This window comes from Polyangium spumosum, assembly GCF_009649845.1.
In the GTDB taxonomy this organism is placed as follows: domain Bacteria; phylum Myxococcota_A; class Polyangia; order Polyangiales; family Polyangiaceae; genus Polyangium; species Polyangium spumosum.
The window spans coordinates 169,982-190,218 of sequence record NZ_WJIE01000003.1 but is presented as its reverse complement, the minus strand read 5'-3'; the positions used below and the strand labels follow the sequence as shown (position 1 = coordinate 190,218).

The 20,237-nt window shown below is 70.2% G+C and carries 17 protein-coding genes; 12 read left to right on the top strand and 5 right to left on the bottom strand.

Annotation, left to right across the window (positions count from 1 at the left end; all coding sequences use genetic code 11):
- The first annotated feature begins 8 nt into the window (after positions 1–8).
- The 3 genes from GF068_RS10780 (at position 9) to GF068_RS10770 (ending at position 4,650) form a co-directional block, all read left to right on the top strand.
- A complete protein-coding gene (locus GF068_RS10780; protein WP_153819292.1) occupies positions 9–269 on the top strand; it encodes a chorismate mutase in 261 nt (86 codons plus the stop codon).
- A gap of 57 nt (positions 270–326) precedes the next feature.
- The gene (locus GF068_RS10775) at positions 327–3,281 is read left to right on the top strand and encodes a DEAD/DEAH box helicase (protein WP_153819291.1); all 2,955 of its coding nucleotides are present in this window, start codon (positions 327–329) and stop codon (positions 3,279–3,281) included.
- 124 nt (positions 3,282–3,405) lie between these two features.
- Complete coding sequence (locus GF068_RS10770; protein ID WP_153819290.1) at positions 3,406–4,650, top strand: hypothetical protein; 1,245 nt, start codon at positions 3,406–3,408, stop codon at positions 4,648–4,650.
- Here GF068_RS10770 and GF068_RS10765 read toward each other — a convergent pair.
- From GF068_RS10765 to GF068_RS10755, 3 genes are all read right to left on the bottom strand, one after another.
- Positions 4,583–5,350 (bottom strand): hypothetical protein, encoded by a 768-nt coding sequence (locus GF068_RS10765; RefSeq protein WP_153819289.1) that lies wholly within the window; start codon positions 5,348–5,350, stop codon positions 4,583–4,585. The two genes, GF068_RS10770 and GF068_RS10765, sit on opposite strands and share 68 nt — an antisense overlap.
- 13 nt (positions 5,351–5,363) lie before the next feature.
- Positions 5,364–5,921, bottom strand: coding sequence for a hypothetical protein (locus GF068_RS10760; protein WP_153819288.1), 558 nt, complete (start codon positions 5,919–5,921; stop codon positions 5,364–5,366).
- An 86-nt stretch (positions 5,922–6,007) separates the two neighbouring features.
- On the bottom strand, positions 6,008–7,246 hold the full coding sequence (locus GF068_RS10755) for a penicillin-insensitive murein endopeptidase (RefSeq protein WP_338046316.1): 1,239 nt from the start codon (positions 7,244–7,246) through the stop codon (positions 6,008–6,010).
- A 92-nt stretch (positions 7,247–7,338) separates the two neighbouring features.
- Here GF068_RS10755 and GF068_RS10750 point away from each other — a divergent pair, with 92 nt between their 5' ends.
- The 9 genes from GF068_RS10750 (at position 7,339) to GF068_RS10710 (ending at position 15,415) form a co-directional block, all read left to right on the top strand.
- The gene (locus tag GF068_RS10750) at positions 7,339–8,106 is read left to right on the top strand and encodes a CoA transferase subunit A (RefSeq protein ID WP_153819287.1); all 768 of its coding nucleotides are present in this window, start codon (positions 7,339–7,341) and stop codon (positions 8,104–8,106) included.
- Between the two features lie 3 nt (positions 8,107–8,109).
- Positions 8,110–8,790, top strand: coding sequence for a CoA transferase subunit B (locus GF068_RS10745; RefSeq protein ID WP_153819286.1), 681 nt, complete (start codon positions 8,110–8,112; stop codon positions 8,788–8,790).
- A complete protein-coding gene (gene accD / locus GF068_RS10740) occupies positions 8,787–9,644 on the top strand; it encodes an acetyl-CoA carboxylase, carboxyltransferase subunit beta (protein ID WP_153819285.1) in 858 nt (285 codons plus the stop codon). The genes GF068_RS10745 and accD overlap by 4 nt, the downstream gene beginning before the upstream one ends.
- Before the next feature lie 4 nt (positions 9,645–9,648).
- Complete coding sequence (locus GF068_RS10735) at positions 9,649–10,971, top strand: bifunctional folylpolyglutamate synthase/dihydrofolate synthase (protein ID WP_153819284.1); 1,323 nt, start codon at positions 9,649–9,651, stop codon at positions 10,969–10,971.
- A gap of 48 nt (positions 10,972–11,019) precedes the next feature.
- A complete protein-coding gene (gene sthA / locus GF068_RS10730) occupies positions 11,020–12,414 on the top strand; it encodes a Si-specific NAD(P)(+) transhydrogenase (protein WP_153819283.1) in 1,395 nt (464 codons plus the stop codon).
- Positions 12,415–12,524: 110 nt separating this feature from the next.
- The gene (locus GF068_RS10725; protein ID WP_153819282.1) at positions 12,525–13,307 is read left to right on the top strand and encodes an alpha/beta fold hydrolase; all 783 of its coding nucleotides are present in this window, start codon (positions 12,525–12,527) and stop codon (positions 13,305–13,307) included.
- A gap of 81 nt (positions 13,308–13,388) precedes the next feature.
- A complete protein-coding gene (locus GF068_RS10720; RefSeq protein WP_153819281.1) occupies positions 13,389–14,498 on the top strand; it encodes a hypothetical protein in 1,110 nt (369 codons plus the stop codon).
- 449 nt (positions 14,499–14,947) lie between these two features.
- A complete protein-coding gene (locus tag GF068_RS10715) occupies positions 14,948–15,163 on the top strand; it encodes a hypothetical protein (protein ID WP_153819280.1) in 216 nt (71 codons plus the stop codon).
- Positions 15,164–15,166: 3 nt separating this feature from the next.
- Positions 15,167–15,415 (top strand): hypothetical protein, encoded by a 249-nt coding sequence (locus GF068_RS10710; RefSeq protein ID WP_153819279.1) that lies wholly within the window; start codon positions 15,167–15,169, stop codon positions 15,413–15,415.
- 24 nt (positions 15,416–15,439) lie between these two features.
- On the opposite strand, the gene GF068_RS10705 is transcribed toward GF068_RS10710, so the two are convergent.
- Positions 15,440–16,672: a radical SAM/SPASM domain-containing protein gene (locus GF068_RS10705; RefSeq protein ID WP_153819278.1), complete on the bottom strand. Its 1,233-nt coding sequence runs from the start codon at positions 16,670–16,672 to the stop codon at positions 15,440–15,442.
- A gap of 32 nt (positions 16,673–16,704) precedes the next feature.
- On the bottom strand, positions 16,705–20,109 hold the full coding sequence (locus tag GF068_RS10700) for a hybrid sensor histidine kinase/response regulator (RefSeq protein ID WP_153819277.1): 3,405 nt from the start codon (positions 20,107–20,109) through the stop codon (positions 16,705–16,707).
- Positions 20,110–20,237 lie beyond the last annotated feature (128 nt).

The following is a 20,237-nucleotide window of genomic DNA, read 5'->3' as shown; positions in this document are numbered from 1 at the left end:
CGTCCGCCATGTCTGCGGAAGTCAACGAGACCCGAACGGCCCTCGACGAGCTCGACCATGAGCTCCTCGACCTCGTCGCGCGGCGCAGGGCGCTCGTCTCCGCGCTCTTCGTCAAGAAGCGGGCGCTCGGCCTGCCTCTCGTGGATCCCGTGCGCGAGGCCGAGCTCCTCGCCGAGCGCCGCGCTTACGCCGAGCGCCTCGGCGTCCCGGCCGAGCTCGCCGGTGCGATCTTCCGGGCCATCCTCGAAGACAGCCATACGCGGGCTTAGGCTCGGCGCGCGCTCGAGCGACACGAGCGCCCTCTCGTGCTAACCGCTCCCGACGTCATGGATTCGCTCCTCCAGGCCGTCCGTAGAGCCTGCCCGCCCGGCCTCTGGTCGAAGGGCGTCAACCTGGCCCGCGACGGCGCCGTCGTCCTCGACAAGAAGACCCAGAACGAGCTCACGTTCCGCGTCCGGGCCCCCGGCGTCGCCATCGCGCCCACGGTCACCCTGTACGTCGCGGACGAGGAGTGGACGTGTGATTGTGGTGGCAAATTCGATCCCTGCCAGCACGTCGCCGCCGCCGTGATCGTCGCCGCGAAGGCGCCCGAAGGCGCGATCCCCGCGGCCGGGACCGACGCGGGCCCGAGGGCCACGCCGGCCGCGAAGCCGCTCGGCAAGGTCGAATACGAGTTCAGCCGCGACGCGGGTACGCTTTTCCTGGAGCGCGCCGTGATCTTCCCCGACGGCCGCCGCGAGCCTCTCCTGGGCTCGATCACGAATCGTGTCTCGCGCGGCGACCTCCCGCTCCTGCCCACGCACGAGGACATCACGGTCGATCGAATGATCTCGACCTGGAAAGGCGGGGTCGTCCCGATTCCGCGGGTGCGGGAGCTCTTCGCGCTGCTCGAGAATGCGCCGAGCGTGCTCTTCGACGGTTTTCCGGTCCGCACGAACAAACAGGCCGTCCGCCCCTCGGCCGTCGTGCTCGACGGCAAGAATGGCGGCGTGCTCGTGCGCGTCGAGAAAGACCCCGCCGTCGACGAGGTGATCGCGCGCGGCGCCGCGCGCACGGGGGACGTCCTGCGTCCGCTCGGGGACACCTCGCTGACGGGCGACGCGTGGGAGAAATTGCCCATGGAGCGGCTCGTCGCCAAGGAGGAGCTCGGCACGTTCGTCACGAAGATCCTCCCCGAGCTCGACAAACACACGCGCCTCTCCGTGCGCACGAAGAGGCTCCCGGGCGTCGCGCGGAAGAGCCGCCCGCGCATTTCGATCGAGCTCTCGCAGGCCGGGCACACGCTCTCCGTGTTGCCGCTTCTCGTGTACGGGGATCCGCCGGAGGCGCGCGTCCAGCAGAATGTGCTCGTGCACCTCGGCGGCGCCGTGCCCGTGCGCGACGAGGCCGAGGAGCGCAGGCTCATCGAGCGATTGCGCGACGAGCTCAATTTGATCCCCGGCCGGCGCGTCGATCTCGACGGCGAGGCGGCCTTGCGGTTCGCCCAGAAGCTCAAGGGGTTCCGGGGCGGCGACCAGGGCGAGACGCTCGGCGAGCTCTTCGGCAAGCGCCCGCTCGTGCCCCGGTTCGACATCCAGGGCGACGGCTTCGACGTCGTCTTCGAATTGGCCTCCGAGGAGGGCGAGGAGGGCGCGGCGACGCGATTCGCGAGCGGCGCGGCCGTCATTCGCGCGTGGAAGGACGGGCTCGACATCGTCCCGCTCGAAGGCGGAGGCTTCGCGCCCTTGCCTTCCGATTGGCTCTCGCGTTTCGGGGATCGCGTGGCCGATTTGCTCGCCGCCCGCGCGGAGACCGAGGACCAGACGATCCCGCCCGCGCTCCTGCCCGCGCTCGCGCGCCTCTGCGAGGAGATCGACGCGCCGAGGCCCCCGGGTTTTTCCCGGCTCGCCCCCCTGCTCGAGGGTTTCTCCGGGATACCCGAGGCGCCCTTGCCCTCCGGCCTCTCCGCCACGCTCCGGTCCTATCAGCGCCGCGGCGTCGATTGGCTCTCGTTCTTGCGCGACACCGGCCTCGGCGGGATCCTCGCGGACGACATGGGCCTCGGGAAGACCTTGCAGGCGCTCGCGGCCATGCGCGGCCGGGCGCTCGTGGTTTGTCCGAAGAGCGTGCTCTTCAACTGGGAGGCCGAGATCCGCAAGTTCCGGCCGAGCCTCGAGGTCGCCCTCTACCACGGCCCGAAGCGCGCGCTCGATCCGAAGGCGGACGTCACGCTCACCACGTATTCGATGATGCGCATCGACGTCGAGGCGCTCTCGGCCGTGGAGTGGGACACGATCGTGCTCGACGAGGCGCAGGCCATCAAGAACCCCGACAGCCAGGTCGCGCGGGCCGCGTATGCATTGCGCGGGAAATTCAAGGTGGCGCTCAGCGGCACGCCCGTGGAGAACCGGCTCGAGGAGCTCTGGAGCCAGATGCATTTCGCGAACCGCGGGCTCCTCGGGGGGCGGGGCGATTTCAAGGCGCGTTACGCCGCGCCGATCGAGGACGGCCACGCCGGCGCGGCCGAGCGATTGCGGGAGCGGATCCGCCCCTTCGTGCTGCGCAGGCTGAAGCGCGAGGTCGCGCCCGAGCTGCCGCCGCGCACCGACGGCGTGCTCAGCGTGGAGCTCGACGAGAAGGAGCGCGCGGTGTACGACGCCGTGCGCGCGGCGACGCTGAATGACGTGGTGAAGCGCCTCGCCGAGGGCGGCAGCGTGCTCGCCGCGCTCGAGGCGCTGCTCCGGCTGAGGCAGGCCGCTTGCCACGCGGCGCTCGTGCCGGGGCAGGCGGCTTCGGGGTCGTCGAAGGTGGAGGCGCTCGTCGAGGCGCTCTCCGACGCGGCGGCGGACGGCCACAAGGCGCTCGTGTTCTCGCAATGGACGTCGCTGCTCGACCTCATCGAGCCGCACCTCGCCGAGGCCGGGATTTCTTTCAATCGGCTCGACGGCTCGACCGTGGATCGCGCGGGCGTGGTGAACGCGTTCCAGGCCGAAGGGGGCCCGCCCGTGATGCTGCTCTCGCTCAAGGCCGGCGGAACGGGCCTCAACCTGACCGCCGCCGATCACGTGTTCTTGATGGATCCGTGGTGGAACCCGGCCGTCGAGGACCAGGCCGCGGACCGCGCGCACCGTATCGGTCAGGACAAACCCGTCTTCGTGTATCGGCTCGTGGCCAAGGACACGGTGGAGGAGCGGATCCTCGCGTTGCAGGAGAAAAAGCGGCTCGTGGCCGACGCGGCGCTCGGCGAGGCGGCGCAGGCGGCGGGGATCACGCGCGACGATTTGATGGCGCTCCTCAGTTGATGGGACTGCCAACGACGTAGGCGCGGGGCGCCGTCGAGTTGCCGCCGGGCGCACGAACACCGGCGATTTCGAGGGCAAGTACCACGCTGGACCATGGGCATGCCGTTTGCCGCACGCGACGGCCATGAAGTGGGTACCGACGCTCTTTCTTTCCTTTTCCGCGGGTCTGGCGGCGACGGCGTGTGATGGGCCGGCGGCCGTGCCGGTCACGCCGAGCACGACGGCGCTCTATGAATCGCAAATGTACGTCGGCCGGGGGACGCCGAACGTATACGTGCTCGTCGTCGATGACGCAGATACGCCGGAGGCGGCCGAGCTCCGGCAGCACGCGACGGAGGCGCTCCGCGCGGCCCTGCTCGGCAACGTGCGGTCTCGAGAGGACGGCTGCTGGGGGACCAACGATCCCGCCGAATGGCGCCCGGGTGATGATCAGGTGGTCATCGTGCGTCCGAGCGCCCCGACCGCGCTTTCGCTCGTCACGCCGATCGACCGGCCGGCGCTCGCGTGGAAGACGATCACCTCGAAGGCCGAGGAGGTCGACGCCGTCGTGGCCGCGGCCGCCGAGGCCCTGGAGGCGCGGCTCGCGGCGCCGGGCGAGAGCTACCGGCCGCTGCGGGCGGCGCGCCGCGCGCTCGATCTCATGGAGGGATTGCATGCGCCCGAGACCGACGCGGAGGCGGAGTTTGTCGCGTCGCTCGCGCGAGGCACGATGCATGCGCTGCTCCTCGCGAGCACGCGCGACGACGAGGACGTGGCGCCCCCCGCGGATCTGCTCCCGAGCGAGCTCGCGCGCGATTCGACGTACCGGATGAGCCTCGTCGTGCCGTCGAACGCGGGGGAGTTCGGATGCCAGATCTTCAAGCAAGGCAAGACGCGCCTCGAAGCGTGGGGCAAGCTCGTGTATTCGACCGATTACGCGTGGCCGTGCGACGACAAAACGGCGTGGGCGAACATGCTCGGGACGTCTTACTTCCTGAGCTGCGGCCTCCCCTGCCTGGAGCGACCCCTCCAGATCGACGCGAGCGGGCGCGCCGAATGCAAGTTCCACGTCGCGCAGCCGGACCTCGAGCAATGTGATCCGGCCAAAGGATGGCGTGATCCGACCGAGGGGGAGGCGTTCGCCGAGTATGGTGGTGAGAAGCTGCGTCGTTGCGAGATCGTCCAGCACGAGGGCGCCGACCTCGAGGCGTGCCGCACCTCGCCCGATTGCCCGGACTGTCCGAGCGGGTTTTGCGTGACGGAGGTGGACTTCTTCCACGGCTCGACCTGCCCCGAGGGCGAATACCTCTGGAACTTCCGGTTCACCGGCGGGGCGAGGGCCGTGCCTTTTGGGCTCCTGGAGATGTCCTGCGCGACGAAGGACGATTGAGCGTCGCGGTGATCACCGCCGTGCCCGTCATCCAGGCGACGAGCGCGAGCGCGGCGAGCTTTTGCAGCGCGGGCAGCAGCGCCGAGGGGACCTCCTCCCCCGAGGCGACGTGCGCCGCATAAAGCGCGCCGTCGAGGGCCGCGAGGCCCACGGTGCATGCCGCGAGGCGCGCGGGCGCTCGCGGGCCGCCCTTCGCCGAAAGCAATCCAAAGGTGGCGAGCGCGGCCGCGACGAGCCCCGGCGCCCCCGCGACGAGAATGAGCAGCGCGTGGAGCAAACCATACCGCTGCGAGGGCGCGAGCGGGACCAGCGTCGCCGCGAGCGCCGAGGCGAGCCCGAAGACACGCACGGCGACCGAGAGCCCGACCCGCGCCGCGAAGAGCCGCGTGACCAGAAACCAGAACGGCAACGTGCCCGCCGCGAGGGCCATCATCCCCGCCTTGGCGAGCCACGCGCCCGGGTTCGTCCGCCCATCGAGGGCACGATCGGCCGTCAGGTCACAGAGGAAATTGCGGAAGAAGTCGTGCCCGGCGGCGGCCCGATCGAGCCACGTGCCGCCGGGATACAGGGCCATCGCGGCGCCGAGCAGCAAACACGAGCAGGCGACCGAGCCGATCACGAAGAGCGCCGCGGCGCGCACGGCGAGCGGCGGCGTCGCCGAGCCATGCGGGGGGCTCTCTTCGTCGGCCGGAGGCGCCATTGTCGCCCCGAGTTTACTTCGAGCTCTCTCCTTTGGAACGGCGCACGAGCACGAGGTGGTACATCGCGCCGAGGTGGCGAATCTCGGAGGCCGTGACGGTCGCGGCGTCGGCGCGCTCGTTCGGCTCGAAGCGGCTCAGGACGAGCAGCCCCGCCTGGTGCGCCATGAGCAGCCGGTTCTTGAACTCGGCGAGCCCGAGCCCGGATGCCTCGCCGCGCTCCTCGAGCGAACGGAAGAGCGCGGCGACGAACACCTTGCCCTCGTCCCGCGCCACGATCACCTCGCTCGCGGCATGCACCACGCGGGCCGCGAAATCACGCGGGGAGAGCACGATGAGCGGAGGCGTCGCGCCGCGGCGGCGCTCGTCGTCGCGAAGCTTGCGCGCGTGGGCGAGGAGGGCGGCGACGCCGTGCGGCGAGAGCTCGGCGAGCACGGCCTGAAGCTCGCTCGCCGGATCAAAGAGCGGCGGCGGGACGCTCGCGCGCGGCGGCGCGATCGACCCCGGCCTCTGGGCACGGACCTTCGTGCTGCTCTTGCGCTTCGGAAAAGGGCTGAGTCGACCCGGAGACATGACCGGTCAACGTACCAGCGACGGCCCGCCCGGCGCAACAGGGCTCGCGCGCGGCGGCGCCAGATGGTTCGGGCGCCAATGTTTCGTCACCGCGTGATCCGCGGCGCGCCTTCCTCGTCGACGGCTTCCTTCACGTCGGCGGCGTCGGAGGCGGCCTCGTCGCGCCCGTCGTTGGCCTTCTCCGCGGCGGCGCGCGCCGCGTCGCCCCGGCCGATTGCGGCGCCTGCGAGCGCCCAGAGCGAGACCGGGACGTCCGGGCCCGTCGTCGCTTTCGTGGTGCGGGAGAGGTAAATGCCGCCCGTGCGCTCGCCCTTGGTCTGCACCTCGGAGGTGCGGCGCGGGGCCGCCGGCGGGGGCGCGGCGGCGCGGCGCGCCGGGGTCTTCATGCCGCGTTTGCCCTTCTTCGCCATCTTCAGCCGCGCCTTGCTCGGCGCGTTCTTGGCGATCTCGACGCAGCTCTTCTTCATCGAGGGCGGGCACGAGATACGCACGTGGAAATGGTCGTCGTGCGGCAAACCGCCCGTGGGCTGCATCATGACCTGCGCGGCCCGCACGTAGAGGGCGCGGGAGACGCCGCGCGCGCGGGCGTGGGCGAGCAGGGCGTGCTTGATCGGGTCGGCCACGAAGACGTGGCTCACGCGCGCCTGGCGGTCGAGCAGGAGGTTCTGCAGAAAGAGCCAGTTCCGCGGGACGTCGAAGCGCGCGCCCGGCACGCTCGGGACCGTGAGCTTCTCGTCGACCTTCACGAACCCGTGGCGCAGCACGGGCTGGCCCTTCTCATTGACCAGGTAAAACCCGAGGTCCGCGTCGCGCCCGCTCTCGTGCGAGTGGTGATGCGCGAGCTCGCCGCCGCCCTTGCGCGAGATGTCGCCGACGCCGAGCACCGCGCCCGGGAACTTCTTGTGCACGGCCTTCGCCGCGCGATCGAGCGCGTGGACGAGCGCGGGCAGGCCCCAGCGCGTGTCCATGTCCTTGTAATTGTAGGCCGGCACGACGCGCAGGTAGGGCTTCTTCGTCGTATCGAGCCGAATGCCTCCTTCGAGGCGTCCGTCGTTCGGCGGGCCGACGGAATCGGCGCGCGGCGGAGGCGCGGGCTTCTTCGCGGGGCGCGTCGCCTCGGGCTTGCCCTTGCTCGCCCGTCCCGAGCGTCCCGTCGCTGGCGGCTCCGTCCTGGCGCGTCGTGCAGGGCTCGGGGGCTTGTGCGCCCCTGCGCGGGCGGCCTGCGGCGCGGCGGGCGCGGGAGGCGCGGCTTCGGCGGGCGTCGTGGGCATGCCGCAGAGCGCAATCGCGAGCGCGGCGGCGAGGGAGCGGAAGGGGCGGCTCACGGCCACGGGAATACGCCTGCGCCGCGGGCGGGGCCAAGTTCGAGGGATCCCCCTGGCCACCTGGGCGCGGCTCTGGTAGCACTCCGGGCCGTATGAACAAGGTCTACCAGAGCGCCCTCGACGCGTGTCGGGACATCCCCGACGGCGCGACGATCCTCGCGGGCGGCTTCGGCCTCTGCGGGATCCCCGAGAACTGCATCGCCGCGCTGCGCGAGCTCGGCACGAAGGACCTCGTCGTCGTCTCGAACAACTGCGGCGTCGACGATTTTGGCCTCGGCGTGCTCCTCCGGAACAAGCAAATCCGGAAGATGATTTCGTCCTACGTCGGCGAAAACAAGGAGTTCGAGCGCCAGTACCTCTCGGGTGAGCTCGAGGTCGAGCTCACGCCGCAAGGCACGCTCGCCGAGCGCATCCGGGCCGGCGGCGCGGGCATTCCGGCGTTTTACACCCCGACGGGCGCGCACACGGCCATCAGCGAGGGCGGCCTGCCCGTCCTCTACAACGCCGATGGCTCGGTGAAGAAGTACTCCGAGAAGAAGGAGATCCGATCCTTCAATGGTCGGGATTACGTGCTCGAGCCCGCGATCCAGGGCGACTTCGCCATCGTGAAGGCCTGGAAGGGGGATCGGTACGGCAACCTCGTCTACCGAAAGACGGCGATGAACTTCAACCCGATGATGGCCACGGCCGCGAAGGTGACGATCGCCGAGGTCGAGGAGCTCGTGGAGGTCGGCTCGCTCGATCCGGACACGATCCACACGCCGGGCCTCTACGTGCACCGCGTGGTCCAGGGCGCGAAGTACGAAAAGCGCATCGAGCGCAGGACCGTCCAGAAGCCCGCAGCGGGAGCGAAGGAGTAACCGATGAGCCTCTCGCGAGAGCAGATCGCACGCCGCGCGGCCCAGGAGCTGCGTGACGGCTTCTACGTGAACCTCGGCATCGGCATGCCGACCCTGGTCGCGAACTTCATCCCCAGCGGGATGGACGTCGTGCTCCAGAGCGAAAATGGCCTGCTCGGCATCGGCCCCTACCCGGAGTCGGGCAAGGAGGACGCGGACCTCATCAACGCTGGCAAAGAGACCGTGACGATGATGCCCGGCTCGGCCACGTTCTCGAGCGCGGAGAGCTTCGCGATGATCCGCGGCGGCCACATCGACCTCGCGATCCTCGGCGCGATGGAGGTCTCCGAGAAGGGCGACCTCGCGAACTGGATGATCCCGGGCAAGATGGTCAAGGGCATGGGCGGCGCGATGGACCTCGTCGTCTCGGCCAAGCGCGTCGTCGTGATCATGGACCACGCCGCGAAGAACGGCTCGCCCAAGATCCTGCGCGAGTGCGCCCTGCCGCTCACGGGCCGGGGCGTCGTGCACCGGATCATCACGGACCTCTCGGTCATCGACGTCACGCCCGAGGGCCTCGTCCTGCGCGAGCTCGCGCCGGGGGTCTCCGCGCGCGAGGTGCAGGCGAAGACCGAGCCGGCGCTCAAGGTGCCGCACGACGTGAAGGAGATCGACCTCGGCGGCGCCCAAGCCTCGTCCACATGAGCTGGCCCGACAAAAACCCGCCCAGCGCCGGGGAAAAGCGCTCGATCGGCGCGGGCGTCTTCCGGCGCTGCGAGGGCTGCGGCGAGACCATCACGGCCGACGTCCTCGCCGCGAGCTTCGAGGTTTGTCCGCGCTGCGACCACCACCACAAGCTCTCCGCGAAGGGCTGGCGGGCGCTGCTCTGCGACGACGGCGCGCTCGAAGCCTGGGACGAGCACCTCGCGCCCGACGACCCGCTGCGCTTCAGCGACGGCCGGAGCTACAGGGACCGGATCAGCGCCGCGCAGAAGAAGACCGGCGCGCGTGAGGGCATCGAGATCGGCAAGGCGAGCCTCGGCGGCCGGCCGATCGGCTACGGCGCGTTCGTCTTTGCCTTCATGGGCGGGAGCATGGGCTCGGTCGTCGGCGAGAAGATCACGCGCCTCTTCGAGCGCGCCGCCGAGGAGGAGCTGCCGGTCGTCTTGCTCTCGGCCTCGGGCGGCGCGCGTATGCAGGAGGGCATCCTCTCGCTCATGCAGATGGCGAAGAGCGTGTCGGCGCTCGAGCGCTTCCGGCAGCGGCGCCTGCCCTTCCTCTCGGTCCTCTTGCACCCGACGACCGGCGGCGTGGCCGCGAGCTTCGCGTTCCTCGGCGACGTCAACATCGCCGAGCCGAAGGCCCTCATCGGCTTCGCGGGGCCGCGGGTCATCGAGACGACGATCCGGCAGACCTTGCCGCCGGGCTTCCAGCGCGCAGAGTTCTTGCTGGAGCACGGCATGATCGACGCGATCGTCCCTCGGCTCATGATGAAGCAGACGATCGGGCTCTTGCTCGATCACCTGCAGGACGGGCGCGCCGCTCGGATGCCGCGCTGATCGGATGACCTCTTCACGCCTGATCCCCCTCGTCGACGACCTCATGCGTCGCGCGGGCCGGGGCATGTCGCTCGGCCTCGATCGCATGCACGCCGCGCTCGCGGCGCTGGGCAACCCCGAGGCGAAGCGGCGGTTCGTCCATGTCACGGGGACGAACGGCAAGGGCTCGACGAGCGCGATGGTCGAGGCGATCACGCGGGAGGCGGGCCTCCGGACCGGGCTTTACACGTCGCCGCACCTCTGCCGCTTCGCCGAGCGTATCCGCGTGGACGGCGAGCCCATTGCGGAGCTCGCGCTCGCGGACGCGCTCGAGCGGGTGCTCGTGGTCGCGCCGGAGGGGCTCACGTTTTTCGAGGCGATGACGCTCGCGGCGTTCGTCGCGTTCGACGCGGCGGACGTCGAGGTGGGCGTGATCGAGGTCGGGATCGGGGGGCGGCTCGACGCGACGAACGTGCTCGAACGGCCGCTCGGGACGGCGATCACGTCGGTCGCGCTCGACCACACCGCGCTGCTCGGCGAGACGCGCGGGGCCATCACGCGGGACAAGGCGGGCATCTTCCGGCGCGACGTGCCCGTCGTGCTGGGTCCGCTCGACGACGAGGCGCTCGCGGCGGCGCTCGAGGTGGCGAGGGACGTGGGCGCGGGGCCGGTGCTGCGCGTGGCGCGGCCGAGCGAGCGGGCCACGAATGCGGACGGGGTCTGCGTGTTCGAGGCGCGGGCGCTCCCGGACGGGCGTGCGCGGATCGAGGGGCTCTTGCCGGAGGTCGTCGAGGCCGAGCTCGGGCTCGCCGGCGCGCATCAAATCGGCAATGCGGCGGTGGCAACGGCGCTCGTGGTGTCGTCGATGCCCGCGTTGAAAGCGCGGCCGGAGCTCATCACGCGGGGCCTCGCGGCGGCGCGCTGGCCGGGGCGGCTCGAGCGCATCGAGAGGGCAGGAAAAACCGTCCTCCTCGATTGCGCGCACAATCCCCACGGCGCCGCTGCGCTGGCCGAGCACGTGTGTTCCCTCGGGCTATCGCCCGATCGGGTGGTGCTCGTCTTCGGGGCGCTCGCGGACAAGGCGTGGGTGGGTATGCTCGACGTGCTCGGCCCGCTCGCCGATCGGCGCATTTATGCCGAGCCGAAGGGGCGGGCGCCGGTGAAGGCGACCGAGCTTTCGGCGCGTTTTGCCGGGCTCGTGGCGCCCGAGGGGCGCGAGGCGATCCGGCGGGCGCTCGTCGTGGCGGGCCCATCGGACCTCGTCGTCGTGGCGGGGTCGATTTATCTCGTGGGCGAGATCCGCGGCGAGCTGCTGGGCTTGGCCTGTGATCCGGTCGTCGCCTTGTAGGAGCCGCTTCGTTGCGAGATTTGCCGGCGCGGCGTAGAGTGCGCGCCGATGAGCTCGCGAGCATTCGACGTCATCGTGATCGGCAGCGGCCCCGGCGGGGAAGGGGCGGCGATGAAGTGCGCCAAGGAGGGCCGCAGCGTCTGCGTCGTCGACCAGCGCCACCTGGTCGGGGGCGCTTGCACGCACACGGCCACCATCCCTTCGAAGGCGCTTCGCCACGCGATCCAGCGCTTCGTGGAGATGCGCCACGTCCCTGGGTTCCGGGCGAGCCCCGACGCGCAGCCCTCGTTCGGCGACCTCACCCGCACGGCGGGCAGCGTCATCGCGCGCCAGACCGACATGCGGCAGACGTTCTACGAGCGCAACAAGGTCGAGGTCGTCGAGGGCCGCGCCCGTTTCCTCGACGCGAACACCGTCGAGGTCGGGCAGCCGAAGGGCGCGGTCGACGTCCTCACGGCCAAGGCGTTCATCATCGCCGCCGGCTCGCGGCCGTATCACCCGCCGGACGTCGATTTCACGCATCCGCGCGTCTACGACTCCGACACGATCCTCGGGATGGAGGAGATGCCGCAGTCGATGATCGTGTATGGCGCGGGCGTCATCGGCTGCGAGTGGGGGAGCATGTTCCGCATGCTCGGCGTGAAGCTGAACCTCATCAATACCCGCGACAAACTGCTCTCGTTCCTCGACGACGAGATCGTCGACGCGCTCGCGTATCACCTGCGCGACATGGGCTGCCTCATCCGGCACAACGAGGAGTACGAGCGGGTGGAGGGCCAGGACGACGGCGTGGTCCTGCACCTCAAGAGCGGCAAGAAGATCAAGGCCGACGTCCTGCTCTGGGCGAACGGGCGCACGGGCAATTCGAATGGGATGGGGCTCGAGGACCTCGGGGTCCCCCTCGATTCTCGCGGCAACATCAAGGTGAACGAGGCCTACCAGACGTCCGTGCCGCACATCTACGCGGTGGGCGACATCGTGGGTTTCCCCTCGCTCGCGAGCGCGGCCTACGATCAGGGCCGCTTCGCCGCGACGCACCTCGTCGAGGGCCGGCTCGAGACGAGGCTCGTCGAGGACATCCCGACGGGCATCTATACCTCGCCCGAGATCTCCTCCGTGGGCCGGACCGAGCGTGAGTTGACGAAGGCGGGGATCCCCTACGAGGTGGGCCACGCGCAGTTCAAGTCGCTCGCCCGCGCGCAGATCACGGGGCGGACCGTGGGGATGCTCAAGATCCTGTTCCACCGCGAGACGCTGGAGCTGCTCGGCGTGCATTGCTTCGGGGACAACGCGAGCGAGATCATCCACATCGGCCAGGCGATCATGTCGCAGGAGGGCAAGGCGAACAGCCTCCTGTATTTCGTGAACACCACGTTCAACTACCCGACGATGGCCGAGGCGTACCGCGTGGCGGCGCTGAACGGGCTGAACCGGGTGTTTTGAGGCGGGTTCGTCCTCCGCGCCGCGGCGCTGTTCGCCACGGCACGCGCATTCGCTCTTGAGTCGCGGGGCGAGGGGCGCATAAGGTGTCTCTTCGAGCGGAGGAGAGACCCATGCACGTCACGCAGGCGAACGACGGAATCAAGATCGCTTACCGCAGCTTCGGGGAGGGCCCCGAGGTGGTGTTCCTCGTCCACGGCTGGATGGTCTCGGGCGCGGTCCACGACGACCTGCTCGAGCACCTCGAGCGCGACGGCTTGCGCATCATCGTGCCCGACCTGCGCGGCGCGGGCCAGTCCGACAAACCCGAGGAGGGCTACTCGATCAAGCGTTATGCGGACGATGTCCTCTCGATCGCGGACGCCGAGGGCATCAAGTCCTTCACCGTCGTCGGCCACAGCATGGGCGGCCAGATCGCCCAGTGGCTCGCCGCCCACCACGCCGATCGCGTGAACGGCGTCGTGCTGCTTTGCCCCGTGCCCGCGAGCGGCGCGCCGCTGCCCCCCGAGGCGATCGGCCTCTTCTCGAGCGCCGGCGGCAACCGCGACGCGCAGCGGACGATCCTCGGCCTCGCCTGCAAGGAGCTCGCGCCCGCCTCGCTCGAGCGCCTGCTCGACGACGGTGCGCGCACGTTGCCTGCGGCCGTGCGGCTCTCGTTCGACGTGTGGCGCACGGGCGGGTTTTCCGACGTGCTCGGGCAGATCAAGGCGCCGCTGCTCGTCGTGGGCACCGACGATCCCTTCTTGCCGCCTGCCGCGCTGAAGGGCGAGATCGTCTCGAAGGTCCGCGGCGCTCGTTTCGCCTACCTGCCCGGGCCGGGGCACTACGTGCAGGTCGAGCGACCGCGCGAGACGGCCGCGCTCTTGCAAGCCTTCCTCGCCGCCCACCGGCCGTGAGCCGATCGGGTCGGCGCGCCTCCCTCCCGAGGCGGGTTTCCCTGCTTTCGAGCGGCCGGTCGTTCTGATAAAACCTCGGCCGTGGCCCTACCGCCGAACATCTGCCTGGTGAACGCCGCGCGCAGCCTTTGCGACGACGTGTTTTTTGCGATTGCCTCGACCGCCCGCCTCGACGACGGCACCTTGCGTGCGCTCGCGAAGCGGCGCGCGCCTGCGCTGCAGGCGGCCGCGCGTGGGGCGCCGCCGGAGCACCTCGGCGCGTGGGACACGTGGCTCGTGAAGATGGCGGCCGCGATGGCCCCGATCCAGCCGCCGCGGTGGCTCGCGATGGCCGACGTGATCGACGAGGGGATCTCGCTCGAAGGCGGGGCGCGGGGCGTGCGCTCGCTCTTCACGACGAAGCCGAGCGAGAAGGACGTGGCGCGGGTGAAGTCGTTCGGGGGGTTCGCCGCGCGCGCGCTCACGGCCGTGCTCGGGGCGACGGGCTCGTTCCAGATGGAGGCGAAGTCGCAATGCGGCTGCTTCATCGCGTCGCTCGGATTGCCCGAGGAGGACGAGCAGGCGCTCTCGAAGGAGGAGCCCGTGAAGGCGGAGGCGCTCGAGGTGCCGGAGGGTTTGCCGCCGAAGATCGCGCGGGCGGTCTTGCGGGGCGCGTTTTACGCGGCGATGCTGGAGGGGGTCGACCCGCGTGAGGAGCAGGCGGTCCTCTTGATCGGCAAAAAGACGTCCTTGCCGGCCGAGGAGATCACGGCGGCGCACGGGGAGGCGCGGCAGCGTATCGAGGCGGCGCGGGCGTTCGGCGCGCCGTGCGTGGACGGGATTCGCTGGGTGCTGGAGGGGGAAAAGGAGTCGAGCGACCTGCTCGCGGTCGCGGCGGCGAAGCTGACGTTGCCCATGAATCACCGCACGGAGGCGATCACGGCGGTGAACGTGGGGGGCAAGGTGGTGCTCGCGAAGAAACACACGCTCGACAAGAAGCAACGTGAAGCGGCGCTCGGCATAACGTGGGCGGCGGCGCTGCGGTCGGATCCTTCGTACGTGCGGCGGAGCGAGCTCGCATTGCGGCACGACGCGTTCGCCGCGGACCTCGGGGACGAGGGGGCGGGGAAGGACGCGCGGCGGGGGGTCGAATCGTTCCTCGAGGACGAGCTTCGCGCGCTCGGTCCGCTGGTGCCTCCGCCGATGCCGTGAGGACGAGGTCGTCGACGACGGGGACGAGGTCGTCCTACCCGGGGGACGACCTCGTCCTGCCAGAGGAGGAGATCGTCCTACCCGGGGGATGAGATCGTCCCGCCAGAGGATGAGGTCGTCCTACCCGGGGACGAGGTCGTCCTGCCAGGGGGATGAGATCGTCCTGCCAGGGGACGAGATCGTCCTGCCCGGGGGACGAGGTCGTCCTGCCCAGGGGCACGAGATCGTCCTGCCAGAGGATGAGGTCGCCCATCAGGGGGATGAGATCGTCCTGCCAGAGGACGAGATCGTCCTACCCGGAGGACGAAGTGTCGGCCATGTGTGTCGACGGACGAACGTCCGTCCGTCTCGTCCCGTGGTATGCACTTGCACGCGTCTACGTGTGCGAGCGGGTGGAAAACTCGGACCAACTCTGGTACAGAGGTGGACAACGACGCAGCGGAGGCAGCATGACGACGGCGAGGGACCTGGCGAGAGACGAGGCGGACGAGCCCGCGTCGAAGAGTGGGGTGCAGGCCACCCACCCTCTCGTCGCTGCCGTCGCGTGTGCTCCGCTGGATCCGGTGACCGACGAGGAGTTCGAGTCCTTGCAATGGATTCTGCGCACCGCTGACGACTGGATCGGGCACGAAGAATTCGTCGCCGATCTTGGCATCGGTCCGTAGTTCGTGAAGCCGTTCGAGGTCGTCTGGCGGCGTGTGCACGACGTCCAGGTCCGCAACCTGGACAAGGCGGTTGCGCAAGCGATATGCACGGCCGTCTACGCGGCGGCCGCAGATGGCAGCGGGGATATCAGAAGGACTCGCGCTGATACGCCGGACTGGATCAGCATCAACGTCCGCGGAGCCGTCGCGTATGCATACGTCGACCGCGCTGCGCACAAGCTGATCGTGCTCAACGTCGTCAGAGCGCGATAGCCACGACCCCGCCCCCCGAAGCCTTCACGGCCGCCGCGTGATCTGCACGAGCCTCTCCGGCGGGCCGAGCGGCGCGCTTTCGGGGGCGTCCGTGCTCTCGAGGACGAGCTCGAACAGGCCGTGATCGAAGGGTCTTCCCTCGGCGGGCGCGGCGGGGACGAGGCGCTCGCGTTTGCCCTCGGCGGCGAGGGTGCGGGCGCGGAAATGGCAATATGGGTTGTTGCCGGGGCGCCCGAAGAGCGCGTGCGCGGTGAACGTGCAGCCGCCCATGCAGACCTCGGCGAAGGGGCAGGCGCGGCAGAATCCCCAGAGGTCGTCCGGCGTGCGATGGCGCGCGAAGGCGAGGGCCGGCGCTTCGTCCCAGATCACGCCGAGGGGGCGCTCGCGTAAAGAGCCGCCGACGTACGGGGTGCTCTGCAAGGACGGGCAACCCTTCACCGCGCCGTCGGATTCGATGCCGAGGACACGTTTTCCCGCCTGACAACCCACGAAATGGTCGCGCCCGCCCTCCTTCACCGAGCGCAAGAGCGCCTCCTCGGGCCCGAAGTAGCCGAGGTTGTTGCCGGGCATCAGCGTGATGCCGTCACGAAAGGCGCGGCGCTTCAGCGCGGCCACGCGCGGCACGAGGTCGAGCAGATCGTACGGCTGCAGGAGCATGTCCGGGCGATCCGCGGCGCGGCCGAGGGCCGCCGTGATCTGGACCTGCCAGGCGACGATGCCCTGGGCCCGGAGGTGCTCGTAGAGCGGCTCGAGGTCACCCCGATTGACACGATTGACGTTCGTGTTCGCCGCGACGAGCAGCCCCGCCCCGCGCAGGTGGCCGATCGCGCGCGTGGCGCTCTCGAAGCTCGATTTCGCGCGCCGGATGAGGTCGTGCGCGGGCGCGAGCCCGTCGACGCTCACCGAGACGCTGTGCAGCCCGGCGTCTTTCATGGCCCGCGCGAGCGGCGCGTCGATCCCGCGGCCGCCCGTGGTCATCGTCGGCCGGATGCCCGCCTCACGCAGGGCCCGGACGATTTCGAGGAAACCCTCGTGCAGGTACGCCTCGCCGCCGATGAGCACGACCTCCCGCGCGCCGCGCTCCTTCAATTGCCGGACGACGCCGAGCGCCTCCGCCGTCCCGAGCTCGGTCGTCCGCGGCCCCCCGGCGCGTGATCCACAATGGGCGCAGGGCTGATCGCAGCGGAGGGTGAGCTCCCAGACGACATAGGCGGGGAAGTATTCGTCGGGGATCACGGGGACGCGGCGGAGGGGCATGGCGGGGGCAGAGGGTACCACCGTTTTGCGCCTCAGGCGCCCGGCCCCGCTGCGTCGCGGCTCCATTCGTCCTCGATCGCGCGCGCGAAATCCTCGAATTCTCGCTCCAGGCGCGTGATGAGCTCCTCCGCGCCGTCGATCGCGCCGGACCTCGCCAGGCTCTCGAGCCGCGCGCTCGTCTCCGCCACCCGCTTCGCGCCCACCGCGCCGCTCGAACCCTTGAGCGCGTGCGCGCGCCGCTCGAGGTCGACCACGTCACGCTTCTTCGAGGCCTCTCGCAATCCCACCATGCGCCCCGGCACCTCCGCGAGGAAGGCGCGCCCGATCTCTTCGAGCGCCCCGAGCTCGCGCAGCCCCTCGACCATCCGCGCGTCGAGGACCGGCCCTGCGTCCTCCGACGCGCTCACGCCGCGCGGCGCCCCCGCGGCGTCGCGCGAGAGCGCCACGTGACGCACGAGCATGCGCTGGAGATCGGCGCGCTCGATGGGCTTGGCGAGGTGGTCGTCCATGCCGGCCGAAAGCGCGCGCTCCCGGTCCTGCGCCATCGCATTCGCCGTCAGCGCGACGATGGGCGTACGCGAGAGCCCCCGCGCCTCCTCCCGCCGGCGAATCTCCTCGGTGGCGCGATACCCGTCCATCTCCGGCATCTGGCAATCCATCAGCACGAGCCGGTACGACCCGCGCTCGAACGCCTCCACCGCGGCGCGCCCATTGTCGACCGTGGTCACCACGCAGCCGAGCGTCGCGAGCATCTTCTGCGCGACCTTCTGGTTGACCAGGTTGTCCTCGGCGAGCAGGACCCGAAGGCCCGCGTGCGCCCCTGAATCGACGGGTTTTTCGCTCCGGGGCGCCTCGTCGTGTATCGCCGCGCGTGGGCCCGCGACGGCCGAAAGCGCGGCCGTGAGCGCCGACCTGTGCACCGGCTTGTGGATCCGCGCGGCGCGCGCGCCCGGCGGGAGCGGCGGGGCCTCGCGCCCCACCGGCAAGAGCAGGATGAACGCGATCGACGCGGTCTTCGGGCTCGAGAGGGCCGCGTCCACGACGTCGCAGCCGCTCATCCCCGGCATGTCGCGGTCGACGAGCAGCACATCGTAGGGCCGCCCCGCCGACGCCGCCTGGTGCAGGAGGTTCATGGCCGCGCCACCGCCGTCGGCCTCGTCGGCCTTCATGCCGAGGCCCGTGAGCGTGGCGCAGAGGGCCGCGCGCGAGGCGGGGCTGTCGTCGACGACGAGCGCGCAGAGCCCCGCGACGTTGGGCTTCGTCGCGGCGCGCGACGCCCTCGGCGGGGCTTTTTCGAGCCGCGCCGTGAACCAGAACGTCGAGCCGCGGCCCTGCTCGCTCGAGAGGCCGAGCTCGCCGCCGAAGAGGCGCACGAGTTGCCTCGAAATCGCGAGCCCGAGCCCCGTCCCGCCGTGCCGCCGCGTGCTCGACCCGTCGGCCTGCGCGAAGGCGTCGAAGATTCGATCGTGGTCGCCGGGCGCGATCCCCACGCCGGTGTCCTTCACCTCGAAGCGCAGGAGCACCGAGCGCGTGTCCTCCGCGGCGACGGACACGCTCGTGACGGCCTCGCCCGCGTCGGTGAATTTGACGGCGTTGCCGAGCAGGTTCACGAGCACCTGCCGCAATCGGCCCGGATCCCCCGCGAGGTCCCTGGGCACCTCGTCCGGCAATCGCAGCACGAGCTCGACGTGTTTGTCGTGGGCGCGCTGGGCGAGCATGTCGAGCGTGCCCTCGAGCAGCGTATCGAGCTCGAACGGCTCGCGGGCGAGCTCCATCTTGCCCGCCTCCATCTTGGAGAAATCGAGGATGTCGTTGATGATCGACAAAAGGCCCTTGGCGGAGCCCTGGATGATGCCTGCGTACTCCTTCTGCACCGGGGCGAGCGAGGTCTCGAGCAAGAGCTCCGTCATGCCGAGCACGCCGTTCATGGGCGTGCGGATCTCGTGGCTCATGCGGGCCAGAAACTCGCTCTTCGCGCGGGCGGCCGACTCGGCCTGCTCCTTCGCGGCGCGTAGCTCGTCCTGCGTGCGGAGCAGGGCCGCGTTGTCCTCGCCGAGCCTGCGCCCCATTCCGACGACCCCGCGCGCCGTCTCGTCGAGCTCGACGACCGCGACCGGGACCGCCTCCTGCGCATAATGGCCCTCGCCGATGTTTCGCACGAGGTCGTTGATGCGCGTGAGCGGATCGGCGATGCCGCGGCTCATCGTCCGCGCCTTCCGGTAGAGGTAGACGAAGAAGCAAATGTAAAAGACGACGAGCCCGCCGACCATGTAAAGCGCGATGCGCCCGATCCGCTCGCCGAGCGTCACGGCCTGGCCGTCGATCCGGGCCTGGGGGACGATGACGACGAGCTTCCAGCCGGTCGCGTCGACCGTGCTCCAGGCGACGCGTTTCGCCTCCCCCGAGAGCGCGCCCTCGAAGAGCCCCTCCCGCTGGCGCTCCACGGCGCCCGACAGCTCGCCGACGTCCTTGCGTTTGTAGAGGTTGAACGCGTCGGGCTTGAAGGTGTCCTTCAAAATGGCGGCCTGATAATCGTGCTCCGTGAGCTCGGTGAGCGCGAAATCGCGCTCACCGCCCCGAGGCAGGGCCAGGATCGTGCCCGTTCGCCCGATGAGGACGCCATAACCCTCCCAGGGAATGCGTAGCCCGAGCACCTGCGCGACGAGCGTGGCCACCGTGACGTCGGCCCCCACCACGCCTTCGAGCGCCTCGCCGCGGTACACGGGCGCGATACACGACGCCATCCAGCCCTGCCCGGCCGGATCCACGTAGACGTCGGTCCAGACGACCTCGCGCGTCGGGTTGTGCTTCGCGTCGGCCTCGTAGTAGAAATTGTACGAGGGAATGTCCATGTCCGGCGGGTATTGCTTGCGCACGTCCATGAACGGATAGATGCGGTTCATCGAGTCCGACGTGTTCAGGTACGCCTGGACCCACAGCGGGTTGTTCCGAACGATCGATCGGAGCAGCGGGTCGAGGCGCTCGGTCTTCAATACCTTCTCGCGCTCGGCGTCGTCGATCTTCGTGCGGCTGCTGTAAAAAAGCGCGCTCCCTCCCTCGTCGCGCGTCCGGTAATACAACCCCTCCGGCGCGACCGCGTACCGCTCGAGCGCCGCCGTTCGCTCCGCGTCCGAGAGGCCGAGCGGCTCGTCGAGGGACCGGCCGACTTCGTCCGCGAGGACCTTGACGCCCACCGTGGCCGCCGAGAGCTGCTGGTCGAGGAAGGCCGCCTCCCGCGTCGCGATGCGCGACAGCTCCTCGCTCGCCACCGTGCGTATGGCGGCCGTGTTCTCGCGTTGCACGAACCGGTTCGCGCCGAGGTACGCGAGGATGAGGACGACCTCGACGAGAAGCAGCGGAATCAGCGCAGTGCGGAAGAACGCATGCCAGATCCAGCGAAAGAGGGGCTGGCCTTGCGGGGTGGTTCGGCGGGGCATGGTGCGTCCCCTCTTTCGGATCGGGGACGATCGGCGAGGGGGGAAGGTCCAATAAAGAAGAACCCCGCCGGGCCGTCAAGCACGAGCGGCGGAGCCGAGCCCGGCGCGGCACGCCGCGTTCCGCTTGC